This is a genomic window from Autumnicola patrickiae, assembly GCF_031846525.1.
Lineage (GTDB): Bacteria > Bacteroidota > Bacteroidia > Flavobacteriales > Flavobacteriaceae > Autumnicola > Autumnicola patrickiae.
In genome coordinates this window covers 94,859-109,539 of record NZ_JAVRHM010000002.1, presented here as the reverse complement: position 1 = coordinate 109,539, position 14,681 = coordinate 94,859, and the positions used below count along the sequence as shown (strand labels likewise).

At 37.6% G+C, this 14,681-nt stretch carries 10 protein-coding genes; 6 read left to right on the top strand and 4 right to left on the bottom strand.

What is annotated here, in order from left to right:
• Positions 1-11 precede the first annotated feature (11 nt).
• The 3 genes from RM549_RS03225 to RM549_RS03215 all read left to right on the top strand — a co-directional run bounded on the left by RM549_RS03225 (position 12) and on the right by RM549_RS03215 (position 5,008).
• The gene (locus tag RM549_RS03225) at positions 12-1,925 is read left to right on the top strand and encodes an alpha/beta hydrolase-fold protein (protein WP_311681061.1); all 1,914 of its coding nucleotides are present in this window, start codon (positions 12-14) and stop codon (positions 1,923-1,925) included.
• Between the two features lie 52 nt (positions 1,926-1,977).
• Positions 1,978-3,090 carry an alpha/beta hydrolase gene (locus tag RM549_RS03220; RefSeq protein WP_311681059.1) on the top strand — a complete coding sequence of 371 codons (1,113 nt, stop codon included), beginning with the start codon at positions 1,978-1,980 and terminating at the stop codon, positions 3,088-3,090.
• Positions 3,091-4,324: 1,234 nt separating this feature from the next.
• Positions 4,325-5,008 (top strand): site-2 protease family protein, encoded by a 684-nt coding sequence (locus RM549_RS03215; RefSeq protein ID WP_311681057.1) that lies wholly within the window; start codon positions 4,325-4,327, stop codon positions 5,006-5,008.
• Positions 5,009-5,011: 3 nt separating this feature from the next.
• Here RM549_RS03215 and RM549_RS03210 read toward each other — a convergent pair whose 3' ends face one another.
• The 4 genes from RM549_RS03210 to RM549_RS03195 all read right to left on the bottom strand — a co-directional run bounded on the left by RM549_RS03210 (position 5,012) and on the right by RM549_RS03195 (position 9,248).
• Positions 5,012-5,869 carry a universal stress protein gene (locus RM549_RS03210; RefSeq protein WP_311681054.1) on the bottom strand — a complete coding sequence of 286 codons (858 nt, stop codon included), beginning with the start codon at positions 5,867-5,869 and terminating at the stop codon, positions 5,012-5,014.
• A gap of 11 nt (positions 5,870-5,880) precedes the next feature.
• Positions 5,881-7,506, bottom strand: coding sequence for a BCCT family transporter (locus RM549_RS03205; RefSeq protein WP_311681052.1), 1,626 nt, complete (start codon positions 7,504-7,506; stop codon positions 5,881-5,883).
• A 35-nt stretch (positions 7,507-7,541) separates the two neighbouring features.
• Complete coding sequence (locus tag RM549_RS03200) at positions 7,542-8,642, bottom strand: hypothetical protein (protein ID WP_311681652.1); 1,101 nt, start codon at positions 8,640-8,642, stop codon at positions 7,542-7,544.
• 429 nt (positions 8,643-9,071) lie between these two features.
• Positions 9,072-9,248 (bottom strand): tyrosine-type recombinase/integrase, encoded by a 177-nt coding sequence (locus RM549_RS03195; RefSeq protein ID WP_311681049.1) that lies wholly within the window; start codon positions 9,246-9,248, stop codon positions 9,072-9,074.
• Between the two features lie 1,191 nt (positions 9,249-10,439).
• Here RM549_RS03195 and RM549_RS03190 point away from each other — a divergent pair.
• The 3 genes from RM549_RS03190 (at position 10,440) to RM549_RS03180 (ending at position 14,629) form a co-directional block, all read left to right on the top strand.
• Positions 10,440-11,405 (top strand): LacI family DNA-binding transcriptional regulator, encoded by a 966-nt coding sequence (locus tag RM549_RS03190; protein ID WP_311681047.1) that lies wholly within the window; start codon positions 10,440-10,442, stop codon positions 11,403-11,405.
• Positions 11,406-11,856: 451 nt separating this feature from the next.
• Complete coding sequence (locus tag RM549_RS03185; RefSeq protein WP_311681042.1) at positions 11,857-12,825, top strand: glycoside hydrolase family 43 protein; 969 nt, start codon at positions 11,857-11,859, stop codon at positions 12,823-12,825.
• Between the two features lie 94 nt (positions 12,826-12,919).
• The gene (locus RM549_RS03180) at positions 12,920-14,629 is read left to right on the top strand and encodes a glycoside hydrolase family 43 protein (RefSeq protein ID WP_311681035.1); all 1,710 of its coding nucleotides are present in this window, start codon (positions 12,920-12,922) and stop codon (positions 14,627-14,629) included.
• Positions 14,630-14,681: the final 52 nt, after the last annotated feature.

The window sequence follows — 14,681 nt, the reverse complement described above, 5'->3', positions numbered from 1 at the left end:
ATTCAATTTCTATGATAAAGTATATTACGTCTTTAATCATTCTTTTGGTAATAGGTACTTCTGTGTGTTCTCAGGAGATCGCCAAAGAAATGCCAGAGGGTTTTGATGAGGAACGAACAGGCATTGCCAACGGAAAAATAGACACTATTACTTATTTTTCTAAAACGATAGGGAATACCCGAAAAGCATTAATTTATACTCCCCCTGGTTTTTCAAAAGAGAAAGGCCATCCTGTGTTATACTTGCTTCACGGAATTGGCGGTGATGAAAAAGAATGGCTGAAAGGAGCTAATCCGCAGGTAATTCTTGATAACCTTTATGCTGAAAATAAGCTTGAACCGATGCTGGTGATAATGCCTAACGGAAGGGCGATGAAAAACGACCGTGCCGAAGGAAATATCTTTGCACCGGATAAAATTGAAGCTTTTAGCCGTTTTGAAGATGATTTATTAAATGACCTGATTCCTTTTATTGAAAAGAATTATCCGGTGCTGACAGATCGCGAGAATCGAGCTATTGCCGGACTTTCAATGGGCGGTGGTCAATCTCTCAACTTTGGCCTGGGCAATCTCGATAAATTTGCCTGGATAGGCGCATTTTCTGCCGCACCCAATACCAAACAACCAGAAGCACTGCTACCAAATCTACAGGAGGCAAAGGAGAAACTTGAGCTGCTCTTTATTTCTTGTGGCGATAAGGACGATCTTATTAATGTAAGTCAGCGAACTCATAATTATCTTTTTCAGAAAGGAGTACCGCACATTTACTACCTGGAGCCCGGTGGCCACGATTTTAAAGTCTGGAAGAATGGACTCTTTATGTTCAGTCAGTTTTTATTTAAACCGGTAGATGAGTCTTCTTTTTCAGAATACACTGTGTTAGGGACTCCGGCTTCAACAAATATTCGTTCCGCAGATTATCCGCAGATACTTCCTGACAATCGTGTCAGATTTCGCATAGATGCACCGGAAGCGAAGAAGGTGCAGATTGATCTTGGGCGCAAATATGATATGGAAAAAGATTCCAGTGGAACCTGGACGGTTACTACGGATTCTATTGGTCAGGGCTTTCATTATTATTCTTTGGTTATTGACGACGTTGCAGTGGCCGATCCTGCCAGCGAAACCTTTTACGGAATGGGTAGAATGGCAAGCGGAATTGAAATTCCATCCCGGGAGGGAGAATTTTATGCCTTGAAAGATGTGCCGCATGGAGATGTACGGATACAGCGCTATTTTTCTGAAGTAACAAATACCTGGCGCAGAATGTATGTCTACGCTCCTCCGGGTTACGACGCTTCAAACGAAGATTACCCTGTGTTATATTTATTGCACGGTGGAGGAGAGGATGAACGTGGCTGGTCTACACAGGGACGGGCCGATTTGATTCTGGATAACCTTATTGCGGAAAACAAAGCTGAACCTATGCTGGTGGTAATGATGGATGGAAACTTGGGATCCCGAGATTCTTTTCAACAATCTCTTCATACATTTGAGCAGGAATTAAAACATGGTGTTATACCTTTTGTGGAAAGTAATTATCGCGTGGCACCGGGAGCTGAAAACCGGGCTCTGGCCGGACTTTCCATGGGTGGCCTTCAAACTTTATACGGCGGTATTCGAAATACCAAAATGTTTTCCCATTTAGGAGTTTTTAGCTCTGGCTGGTTTACAGACAATCCAGAACTTACTAAACCGGAATATACTTTTATGAAAGAAAATGCAGCGAAAATTAATAATAACCTGGAGTCTTTCTGGATTTCTATGGGTGGTGAGGAAGATATAGCATACAATAATAATAAAGCGATGATGGCCAAATTTGATGAAATGGGAATAAAGTATGATTATAGCGAATATCCCGGTGGCCACACCTGGCCTGTTTGGCGGCACAACCTGTTTTCTTTTGCACCCCTTTTGTTTAAGTAACAAAATTTCCCTGGAGAGGCTTATCGAATTATTAACACTTAAACTACTTATTATGAAACACTATAAATTAATACTCTTTTTAAGCTTAAGCTTTTTATCTCACATTGGTATTGCACAGGATCAAGAGGTAAACAATGAGGAAAAGTTTAAACCCTCCCCGGTAAATCAGCCGGGCAGTGAATATCCTATGGTGAACGAAAAGGGACAGGTTCGTACACAAATATCTGCTCCTGAAGCCAAGAAGGTTCAACTGGATATTGGCGGGGTGAAATACGATATGGAAAAAGATGAAGAAGGACTGTGGACAGGTGAGTCGGCACCTCAGGATGAAGGTTTTCATTATTATCAGCTAAACATAGATGGAGCTTCTGTTCCAGATCCCGGAAGCTTATATTTTTACGGAGCAAATCGATGGGGCAGTGGAATTGAAGTACCAGCTCAGGATCAGGATTTCTTTGCTTTAAAAAATGTTCCGCACGGTAAAGTTGAACAGATCTTTTTTCCGTCAAAAAGTACAGATACTTCGCGCCGGGCGTTTGTATATACGCCACCCGAGTATGATTTGGAACCAGAGAAAAGCTATCCGGTTTTATATTTACAACACGGATATGGTGAAAATGAAACTTCCTGGCCCAATCAGGGTCGCGCCAATCTTATTATGGATAACCTGCTGGCAGAAGGAAAAACAAAACCTTTTATTATAGTTATGACTTATGGGATGACCAATGAGATAGAATTTGGAGGTTTAAGAGAATTTGATATCGAGCCTTTTCAAACGGTGTTGGTAGATGAGTTAATTCCTTATATAGATACTGAGTACAGAACAAAGGCAAATAAGGAAAATCGCGCAATGGCAGGCCTTTCTATGGGAGCTTTTGAAACAAAACTTATCACTCTAAAAAAGCCTGATGTGTTTTCGCACTATGCCTTATTTAGTGGAGGGATTTATGAACCGAAGGAACTCGAGGATAGAACCAATCCTCAATTAATTTTTATTAGTACCGGAAGTAAAGAAAGACCTGATGCCGTAAAAGGAGCGGTTTCTGAGTTGCAAAAGGAAGGTTTTAATGCGGTTTCCTACGTTTCTGAAGGAACAGCCCACGAATTCCATACCTGGCGTCGTAGCTTATACGAACTGGCGCCATTGTTATTTCAACCTCAATAACAAAACGGCAGAAAAATGGGTCTCGCTTTAACAACTTTTAATAGTTGGGTATCAAGCAGTAATTCAGGTATTAATTCCATTTCTTCTTCTATAATATTATCTTAAAAAATTGTTTTCCGGAGTTATATAAAAGAAATATGCAAGCCTTCTTCGGTAAAAATCGACCCTACTCAATTTAACTTCTTATGTCTGGCATATTATTATATTAACTTCAAATCCTGCATAATATATATAAGATGGGGGACTGGTTTTTAGGTTAAAATTTTCTCGTAAGCTTTTTAGCTTTTTTTCGATAGCACTTTTACTATTAGGTTTGATATTCTGACTTTTTAGTTTTTCCTGAATTTCGTCCTGAGAAAAGCCCTTTGCCAGGTACTTTACCATATTTATTTCAAAATCGTTTAAAGTTGATAGGATGTTTTTGTTCAAAATCTTTTCAATTGAAGGAGAGTTATAGGTTTCACCTTTATATAAATGTCACGAAATTAGAAAAAAGCCTTAGGGATTGCGGCTTTTTATTTTTATACGACTATGACTATCCTCCTATAGGTTCTTCTGTCGGATCTATATTGTCATTGTTACCATTACTGGTAAAGTTCCTTATCAGGATTAAGGCTGTCGCTCAAACTTTGTTCTTTATGGAGCTGTGTTTAGACTACAATGATAAGAGAGACAATAATGTCTTTTACCAAAGGGAATTACCGATTCCAGTTAATTGACACTATTTCACCTCTTTTTCTTTTTAAATAGCGGAAAAAACTGAAAACATAAAGGAAAGGTTTGTGTAGAAATTAAAAATAAAGAACTTTTTGGCCAAAGTTTGATCAGATTAGGCGCGATAGCGCGTTTGTTTAATTTCCGGGGCCAACTGTACCAGAGCTTGTTCAGCAGAGGACCACAGCTTGTTCTCTACTTGCTCATTTTTTGTTCTTCACTAATTTTTACAATTCACAAATGCTATCTTCCGAATGCATTTATATTTATTTCAACCAAAAGTAATACTAAACTATAAATAGTATTAAAGGAAACCATTGATTCCGCTTCTTTTCTCCCTTATAGAAAGAAAGTCAAAAATTGTACAGAAATTCCTTTTTGGAAGATCACACTCCTAAAACCTGTTAAAGATTTTTTTCAACCTATACAAATTCTTAATCTTTGTAAATATGTGTTGAAAGTTTCAACAACAAAATCAGAACATCTTGTTCAATGAGAAACTTTCCTTAATTAAATTGGAATGTTTGGAATCAGCGATTTACCGAAGTTTTTTTTAGCATTTTTTCTGGTAATGCCACTGATTTCTATCTTACATGAAGGAGGTCATGTTTTTTTCGCCTGGTTGATGGGTGGGAAAAACATTAAAGTAAGTGTGGGTACCGGAAAGCCCATTTTTAATTGGGGAATGATTGAGGTACGTAAATATTACTTCTGGTATGGCCTATGCACCTTTGAGAACCTACGACTTAATAGAAGGTGGAGCAATATCCTTATATTTTTTGGAGGTAGTCTTTTCAATATTTTCGGAGTAATGGCTGTAATGATCCTGGTAGAACAGGAATTGATGGATACAAATATGTTCACATACCAGTTTACCTATTTTTCACTTTATTACATTTTTTTTGCTCTTCTTCCTATGTCTTATCCAGGTGGAAACTACAGCGATGGCAAAGTAATTCTGGATCTTTTACGAGCTAAAAGTCACGTTATAAACGAAAGGACCTACCGGGTGCAATGGAATGAGGAAAAAAAAGAATGGCACGTTTTTAATCACGACAGGGAATTCATTCAGGCCTTTAAGGAAGAGCTTGATGCTGGCAACAAAGCAAGAGAGATCGCAGTGCACAACAGGCCAAGCAGAATTGTTAACGTGAAAGATGGGGAGGAGAAAGAAATCCATAACTATCCGCGAATTCCATTGTAGGTTCTATTTTGTTACCCATAGAGGCACACCAAAGTTGGCATTAAATAGTTCTTCTGTTACGCTACCTACTGCGAAAGGGGAAAAAGTATTACCCCCTTTATCTGCGACCACTAGCAGGTCTGCATTGGATTTTTTAATATTGGCAATAATTTTTTGGGCAGCACCAGATTCCCTTCCCAGGAAATAAAGTGGCTCAATAGATTCAGAATAATTTATCTTCCTGATATACTTTTCTATTTTCTCCTTCACATGTTTTTCTACCTTGGGAGCCATTGATTCAGCAGAAACATAAGGTGAAAATTGCACCGGTACGCTATAGACATGCACCAGTTTAAGAGAAGTGCCATCATGCTCCTGTAAAGCTTTGGTGACATTAAATACTTTTCGTGATTCAGGAGAAAGATCAGTCCCGGCCCAGATGAGTTCGATGTCTGGTTGGGCTATACGCGGTAGAGCTAAAATATCACACCTTAGCAGCCTCAGCAGTTTACCGCTCACGAGTCCGGTACCTTTTTCGTGCTTTTTATTACCAACAATGGCCAACTGAATTGCATATTTATCTACAACGTATTTGATGAGGGACTCACTGTAGGGATCTTCAGAAATTAAAACCTCCCAATCTATAGCTGCTTTAAAATGCTCCTGTACTTTCTCATTCAATTCATCTCCAATAACCTGGTCAAGATTAACATCTTTAAGCTGTTCTTCAAAGAGTTCAGAAATCTCGTATTTTTTTATGTTATGGACGAAATACACCTTTTCTGCTTTTAGCCGTTCACAAAGAAAAGAAGCGTATTTAATAAGGATCTCATCCAGGTCTGAAAGATCCAGGGCAACGAGTATATTTTTATAATTCTTCATGAAAATTAAAATTAAAGATTAGGGTTTGATTTTGCGGAGCCTCGTTTTTTGATGATATCCGCGAGCCGTTCTTCATAGCTTTCCCATTCCTTTTGTGTTTTACGCTCTTCAGATTGCCGATGTTCGTCCTGAAGGGCGGTGTAAAGCGAATAACACATAAACAGGAGAATAAAAGCAAAAGGCAACCCTGTGGCTATAGAAGCTGTTTGCAAGGCCTGTAAACCTCCCCCGATAAGCAGAACTGCAGCCACAGTACCTTCGGCAACTGCCCAAAATATTCTTTGCCCTACAGGTGCATCAATTTTTCCTCCAGATGTAAGACTGTCCACAACCAAAGAACCGGAATCTGAAGAAGTAACAAAAAACCCTCCAATCAGGATTACTCCTATCACATTTAGAACGACTGCAAAAGGATAGTCTTCAAGAAAAACAAAAAGTGCCGTGGCTATGTTATCATCAACTGCATCAAGAACAGCTTCGTTTCCAACTAAAGCTTGTTGAATTGATGTACTTCCAAAAGCAGTGATCCAGAAAAAAGTAATGAGCGAAGGAACTATAAGCACGCCCAGAATAAATTCCTTTATACTACGTCCCTTACTGATACGGGCAATAAACATCCCAACAAAAGGAGACCAGGCGATCCACCAGCCCCAATAAAATACCGTCCAGGCGTTTTGCCAGTTATTTCCTGTATAACTTTCTGTCCATGTAGAGATCTGCAGAAAGCTATAAAAATAGTTTCCGGTATTCTGAACGAACGACTGAAGGATAAAAATTGTAGGTCCCAGCAGGACTACCAGCACCAGTAAAAGCACTGCTATTCTCATATTCCATTCACTCAAAAATTTAACTCCTTTGTCCACCCCCAGTACTACTGAAGCTGTAGCAACAAGAGTAATACCGGCAATAAGTGCCACTTGTGTCACAATTCCGCTGCTAAGACCAAAAACATGAGCCAATCCAGCGGCGATTTGTTGTACGCCCAAACCCAATGATGTAGCAAGCCCAAAGAGGGTAGCGAGAACTGCAAAGATATCAATAAGGTCTCCCCATTTTCCGTAGATCTTATCACCCATAAGAGGATAAAAAACAGAACGTATGGTTAATGGTAGGCCATGTGAGTAGGTAAAATATGCCAGAGAAAGACCCACTAACGCATAAACTCCCCAGGCATGAAATCCCCAATGTAAAAATGTAAAATTCATTGCCTCTTGCGCCGCAAGTGGAGTGCCTTCCTCTGCAAGCGGTGGATTCATAAAATGCGTTACTGGCTCAGCAATACTCCAAAACAATAAACCAATTCCCATCCCTGCACTAAAAAGCATAGCAAACCAGGAAAGAGTTTTAAATTCGGGTCGGGCATCTTTTCCTCCTATTCTTATCTCCCCATATTTACTGAAGGCAAGATAGATTACAAAGATCAGGAAGATATTTACACACAGCACAAAAAACCAGCCTACAGTATTAGAAATAAAATTCTGAATCTCATTAAAATAACTTTCTGCCTGCTCCCTGAAAATTAGGGTAAGCGTGATGCTTATTATTATAATAATGGAAGAGGTGAAAAATACAGGACCATTGACATCCAATCCCATAATAGATTTTTTCTCATCGCTTCTTATAATTTTCTTAGCCATAAAGTGATTTTTTATCTCCTATTTGCTTTATTAGTTTAAAAATAGTACCCAATATTAATATTGAACCTCGCCTCCCAATTAGCTCCTGGTGTTCCACGGCTAAAATCATCAATATAATTTCCTCCCAGCCAGGAATGGTTTAAACCGGCAGCATAATCAATATACGTATAAATATTTCCTGCGGTTACTAAAACTCCGGTTACATTCATGACAGAATCCTCAAAATCATCTTTTTTCTTCTGCATATACCCTATATCATTATAGAATCGAAAAGATGATACCGGTCCCCAATCTACTGAAACATTTTGGGCAAGGGTCATAGTATAAATGTTAAAATCTGCAGCAACTTCATAGGCCGCACCATAAGCTGCCATTGATATTACCTCCCGCGGAAGACCTGGTGCGTTTTCAGGGTTATTAGAGACGTTCATCGCTTCCGCTTTCAGGTTCCAGTTTTTATAGGTTGCTTCATAATGCAGAGCAAGTCCATAATGATCTCCTGTTTCTCTAGTATTCAGATTGTATAAACTTCCATACTGCCCGGATATCCCTATTCGCTGCAGCACGTTGTTTCCAAATTTATAGACGAGTTTACCATTGAATTGGTTGATTTCCTTATTTCTTCCTGCTATATCATAAGAATACCTGCTGGGAGAGATCTCTGTGTCATTCCCAAAGCGCATTTCTTCAGCATTTTTAAAGAAAGCCAGGTGATATTCCATTTTCTCTCCCATATGGATATATTTGATCCCCATATCATGATCATCTTCTAGGCCTACATAATAAGAAAGGTTAAAAAACCAGTTGTTGGAATTATATTGCTGAATTCCGAAAGGCACCTGGGTAAGTCCCAATTGCAGTTCATTTGTTTCGCTGAAATGGTAACCAAACCAGCCTTGTTTCAGCATTCCGCCCCCGAAGGCATCAGAGTAGAGACGGTATTCAGCATTAAGATAAATTCCTTTGTAGGATGCCATTGCATTTATTCTGAATAGATCATATCCAAAATCACCTCCTCTTGATTTTTGCTCAGGCTTCCAGGAAGATAAATTATAATTAAAACGTAGAGCACCGCCAACTGTAACTTTGGGATTTTCCTGGGCACTTACAGTACTGGAAACGGCTGCTATAACCATTAACTGCCAGATAAGGATTGACGGTCTAATTATTAAATTCATTCCATTTACTTGAAACTTTTAATTTAGGCTTAGCAATTTAAAAATCAATTCATTTTTTATAAATTAATGTTAATCTACCCCCTGAACTTACGACCAGTATAAATTTTTTTCAAGTTGTGCAGGAGTTCTTTTATGCAGTCAAAAAAGTTGGATTGACTGAATAAATGTATAAAGGTTCGAAAAGATAGATGAATAACTATTGAAATTACCATTAATATAAATTTTTGAAACAGGTAGAAGTTCACAAATTCCATGAATTTTTTAATTCCTGAAAGGCTTACCAAAAAAATCGAGCTCAATCCGGTTTCTTTTCAGATGCACGGTTTTTAAAGTCCTTTATATCCAGCTTTTCCCGAAAGGCTTTCATATCATCACTAATTTTTCGATCTACAATTTTGCGTAATTCTGAGGTGTTCTCAAATTTTTGTGCGAAAGCATTTTACTTACCGCTTCTATTGGAACTCCATTGGACAATGTAATGGTGGTTGCAAATGTGTGCCGGGCAAGGTGTGTGGTCAACCGTTTTTTGATCCCGCACATCATGGCTATTCCTTTTAAAAACATATTGGACTTTTGATTACTGAGAACAGGTAGAGCCAAATTAACAATAGTAAATAGTCCTGAATTTGATTATAGATATGGAAGTGAATTTGTTAGAGTTAATATTAATGCCGCTCTAAGGCAGCAGCAAAATGATGGGAAATATAAGGGGCGTTTGGATGCTATTTATACTCTCACAAGCAAAGATGCTGGTAAATATGAAAAGGATCAAATTGAGCATTCTTTTAAATGGAGTCCAGTGAAGGTACATGAAAAAACGTTTAAAAGGGGAGTGGGACCAACAACTGATTGGAAACTTCAAGTTGAATATCTTACAAGAGACGGGGTGAAAATGCCTAGCTCTGGAGCCCATTCACATTGTAATTGACCATTTCAAATCCAGAAAAAGATGAAATGGTTTATGATGGAATGAGACAAAACCTTCAATCCTCGGGCGTTACTACAGCTGATATAAAAACTGCTATACGAATACCTCCAAGAATATAATCTGTCACCAGAAAACAAAAAACCCCGTAAACATTGCTGTTCCGGGGCTATCTAGTGGAGTCGGAGGGAACGACCATTTTTTATACTTTCCAGTATTTTTAGGGACTTTCAGATGCTATAAAAATATTGGTCACCGAATTGGTCCCGCTTTAACAAAGTTTAACACATAAGGCTGCTTTAGGATTCGTAGATCAGGTTAATCTTCATTTAAAAAATATACGAAAAATCAACAATACATAAGCTTCCATATATTTTAATAAAACAGCTCCTTTTTTATTTCAAGGAAGTAATTTTCTTCAAATGTATCATAGAAGAAACAAATTGTAACAATACAAATCACTCTTTACAAAGGAATTGGACTAAATTCGTTCCTGATATTTCTATTTTTTCTTTAGTCTAGGAAAAAATCAGCTTTACCAAAAATGGGTATTATTATTTAGAGTCATAAGGTGTAAACAGGTTGTTTATCTATGAGCAGGTTTTTATAACTTATTATAAGTTTTAGTTTGAAAAAGTATAGTGGAATTTACTGATTCTGACATTGACAATCTTACAAAAGATAAAACCTTCTCTGTTTTGATTTAACAGCCTGTTCTTTTAAAATAAAATATTGCAATTATTATTATTGGATTCACAGGTCTGGTATTTGGTCGTTCCTATTCCTATAAAATCTAATTAAGAGGCGGATATGGTGTAAAAATTAAAATCATGAGAGAAAGAATTAAATTATGTGCCCTTTCAGCATTATTATCTTCAAGTATGATCTCAAAACCTTGGAGCAATAGTAGTAAGATCGATGCTCAAACGAAGAAAAGAGTAAGAAAAGTTTCAGTATTAACTAATTATGTTCCCAATCATCAGGTAAAAGATTTAAAGGATAAGAGGGTGAAAACAATTGGTGTCATTATTCCTACCATTCAAACAGAATTTTATTCTCTGGCACTGGAAAGTATGATTAAGGAGGCCAATAATAACGGATACAGAATAGTAGCTTCCATTTCTGATGAATTGGTGAGCAGAGAAAAGGAAAATATCAATTTTCTAATTCAACGTCAGGTAGATGGCATTGTCTTGTCGCCTTCCAAAGAGACACAGAAGTTGGATGATTTAAATCACGTAAATCTCTTAAAGCAGAGAAAAATACCAGTAGTTATTTTTGGTAGGTCGATTAATAATTTGAATTGTGAAGAAATAGGTGTAGATGATTTTAAGGAAGCTCATCGAGCTACACAAAATTTAATTAGATCTGGTAGAAAAAACATTCTTTATATCTCGGGATTATCAGGGATAGATTTATATGAAAAGCGTAAGAACGGATTTTTAAATGCAGTTTTAAATTTTACAGGGAAAGGCAATGTTTTGGAATACGACAGCTTAAAAATTTCTAGTAATGAGTTAAAATATGCTATTAGATCAAATGGAATAGATGGAATTTTAGTTTCCGATGAACTGACAGCTATTCAAGTAATAAAAAATTTATTGCAGTGGGGTTACAAAATACCGAAGGATATCTCTCTTATTGGATTTTCCGCTGGTATCATGGAAGAAAATTATCGCTCATCCTTATTTGCTATTGATCAGGCACCTACTAAGCAGGGAAGTCTTGCTGTTAAAAACATTATAAATAGAATGGAAAATGAAATAACTGGTGCTGTTATATCATATAAAAAGTAGGAAATAATTTTTATATGATAATTGGTGGAATAAAAATGAGAGTCAGCGTAAATACCAATTTGCTGTTATCTGTATTTCTGGGAATGCTGTTTTTGATTTCACCCTTATCCTGGAGTCAGGAAAGTTCGCGGTAAGACCAGTGGTTTTGAGGAAGTGGAAGGGAAGGTAGAATTTTTGGCCATCACTAACATTTAAAATGAAGGAGGTGAAATAATTTCAGAAAGCAATATGCTCAAAATTATAAAGATCTAAGCATTGATGAAGAAGCAAAAGGAGCTAATCCTAATGTTTTCTTTAGGCTCCCTAACATTAAACAACCCCTTGTTTCATAAGAAGCCAAATTGACAGAAGCAAAAATTCAGAAAGTTTATGAATACGATTTGAATACTTCTAAAGGAAGACAGTATAAATTAAGGATTAAAAGATGATTGAAAATATAAAATTTGAATTTATGAATCTAAGAATTATAATGTTAGCATTGGTTGGATTTGGATTATTGCTTGCACCGCAGCATTTAAAAGCTCAAAATCCCATTATTACAGATGTCTTTACGGCCGATCCTGCCCCGCTTGTGCACAATGGTACCTTGTACCTTTACACCAGTCATGATACTGCGTCGGTGACTTCAACCAATTATGAAATGAAAGACTGGTTAGTATTTTCTACTACAGATATGAAGAACTGGACTAATCACGGACCTAAATTATCCCCAAAAGACTTCTCCTGGGCAACCGGGGATGCCTATGCAGCTGAGGTGGAAGAAAGGGACGGGAAATTTTATTTTTATGTCTCAACATTTCATAAGAATGACGACAGGAGTGATGGTGGAGGTGCAATAGGAGTCGCAGTTGCCGATTCACCGTTGGGACCATTTACAGATGCAAAAGGAGAAGCTTTAATATACAATGAAATGACTACCGATAATCCACACGGATGGGATGATATAGATCCTTCAGTTTTTGTAGATGATGACGGGCAGGCATATATGTATTGGGGCAATGGCAGTCTCAAAATGGTGAAATTAAAGGATAATATGGTCGAATTAGATGGATCTATTAAATATTACAATCCAAAGAATTTTGTAGAAGGTCCCTGGGTTTACAAAAGAAAAGGTCTGTATTATTTAGTATACGCCAGCCATGGAGGAGAACGTGAAAGAATTGAATATGCTATCTCCGACAGCCCGGAAGGTCCCTGGGAGTATCAGGGAATACTGGCAGACAGCGCTCCTAACAGTTTTACCATCCATCCCGGTATCGTAAATTATAAAGGAAAAGATTATTTTTTTTACCATAACGGAGTTTTACCCACTGGCGGAAGTTATCGCCGTTCTATTACTGTAGATTACATGCATTATAATAAAGATGGTACTATTCAGAAAGTAGAACAAACTGAAAAAGGAGTAAAAGCTGTAGAATAATTCTAATTATTACAGATCCCAAAACCTGAAATTAGTAATATGGGATCCTGCTTTTATTATATAGTATACTAAAAATTACTAGAAAAATTAAATAATGAAAAAAAATCAAGTTAGTTTGATCACGGCCCTATTGGCTTTATTTTTCTTTACTGGTAGCAATGCTCAAAAAAACGTCCCGATATTTTCTAGTGTGGTATACGAAGGAAATGATGATGTTTATAAAGAACATCCTCTGGAACCTGATGAATTCTATAATCCAATTTTACAGGGTACTTATCCAGATCCCGCAATTGCGCGTAAAGGTGATGACTATTATTTAGTAGTCTCATCCTTCGCAATGTTCCCCGGGGTGCCAATTTTCCATTCTAATGATTTGGTCAACTGGACACAAATCGGTCATGTGCTGGATCGGAAATCCCAGCTAAAAGTTCACGATACAGGAATTAGCGCCGGAATTTACGCGCCGGATATAAGGTATAATCCATACAATGATACTTTTTATATGATTGTAACCCAATTTGCCGGCGGATTTGGGAATATGGTCGTAAAAACCAAAGATCCAAAAGAGGGATGGAGCGATCCCATTAAACTGGATTTCCAGGGAATAGATCCTGCCATCTTTTTTGATGATGACGGGAAAGCTTATGTGGTTCATAACGATGCACCCAATGCAGGGGAAGAGTTATACCAGGGTCACCGGGTCATTAAAATCTGGGAATATGATCTTGAGGAAGATCAGGTCATAGAAGGAACCGATAAAATCATTGTAAATGGAGGGGTCGACCTTGCAGATAAGCCTATTTGGATCGAAGCACCCCATATTTATAAAAACAATGGGCGGTATTATTTAATGTGTGCCGAAGGTGGTACAGGAGGGTGGCATAGTGAAGTCATTTTTGTCAGTGATGATCCGCTGGGACCTTATGAACCGGCACCATCCAATCCTATTCTTACCCAGCGTTATTTTCCAAAAGACCGAAAAAATAAAGTCGATTGGGCAGGTCATGCCGATTTAGTGACTGGGCCTGATGGAAGATATTATGGGGTCTTTCTGGCAATCCGCCCCAATGAAAAGGATCGGGTTACTACCGGTAGGGAAATTTTTATCCTGCCTATAGATTGGTCTGGGGAATTCCCTGTTTTTGAAAATGGTTTAGTTCCAATGGAGCCAAAACTTCAAATGCCTGAAGGTGTTAAAAACAGAACAGGAGAAGATGGTTTTTTTCCAAATGGAAATTTCACCTATACCGAAAAATTTTCTTCAGAAAACCTGGATTACAGGTGGATTGGTTTAAGGGGACCACGTGAGGATTTTATGGAATTTACAAAAAATGGACTTCAAATAAATCCTTTTGACGTGAACATTAAAGAGGTAAAACCTACTTCTACATTATTTCACCGGCAGCAACACAAGAATTTTTCTTTTACAACTACCATGGAATACAAACCAAAATCTGAAAATGATTTAGCGGGAATTACAGCTTTACAAAATGAAAAATTTAATTATGTGTTCGGTATTACCCAAAAAGATGATAAGCACTACGTAATTCTGGAAAGAACAGAGGACGGGTTTTCGGAAATACTTGCCAGTAAAGAAATATCAATAAAAGATAAACTTCAACTTAAAGTAGAAGCAGATGGGGACGATTATAAATTTAGTTTTGCCTTAAATGCAGGGGAATTTCAAAGTTTAGGTGGTACTGTTTCCGGAGATATATTATCTACCAACGTGGCGGGAGGTTTTACAGGCACCCTTTTAGGTTTGTATGCCACATCAGCAAACGATGCTGTTCCTGAAAAATAAGAAATCAAAATTGAAATTTAACAGGAGTTCAAAAATAAAATATTAACATAAA

Excerpts from the sequence above, each read along its gene's own strand:
- RM549_RS03225 (WP_311681061.1), top strand. The coding sequence starts at position 12 with ATGATAAAGTATATTACGTCTTTAATCATTCTTTTGGTAATAGGTACT.
- RM549_RS03220 (WP_311681059.1), top strand. The coding sequence starts at position 1,978 with ATGAAACACTATAAATTAATACTCTTTTTAAGCTTAAGCTTTTTATCT.
- RM549_RS03215 (WP_311681057.1), top strand. The coding sequence starts at position 4,325 with ATGTTTGGAATCAGCGATTTACCGAAGTTTTTTTTAGCATTTTTTCTG.
- RM549_RS03210 (WP_311681054.1), bottom strand. The coding sequence starts at position 5,869 with ATGAAGAATTATAAAAATATACTCGTTGCCCTGGATCTTTCAGACCTG.
- RM549_RS03205 (WP_311681052.1), bottom strand. The coding sequence starts at position 7,506 with ATGGCTAAGAAAATTATAAGAAGCGATGAGAAAAAATCTATTATGGGA.
- RM549_RS03200 (WP_311681652.1), bottom strand. The coding sequence starts at position 8,642 with ATGGTTATAGCAGCCGTTTCCAGTACTGTAAGTGCCCAGGAAAATCCC.
- RM549_RS03195 (WP_311681049.1), bottom strand. The coding sequence starts at position 9,248 with ATGTTTTTAAAAGGAATAGCCATGATGTGCGGGATCAAAAAACGGTTG.
- RM549_RS03190 (WP_311681047.1), top strand. The coding sequence starts at position 10,440 with ATGAGAGAAAGAATTAAATTATGTGCCCTTTCAGCATTATTATCTTCA.
- RM549_RS03185 (WP_311681042.1), top strand. The coding sequence starts at position 11,857 with ATGAATCTAAGAATTATAATGTTAGCATTGGTTGGATTTGGATTATTG.
- RM549_RS03180 (WP_311681035.1), top strand. The coding sequence starts at position 12,920 with ATGAAAAAAAATCAAGTTAGTTTGATCACGGCCCTATTGGCTTTATTT.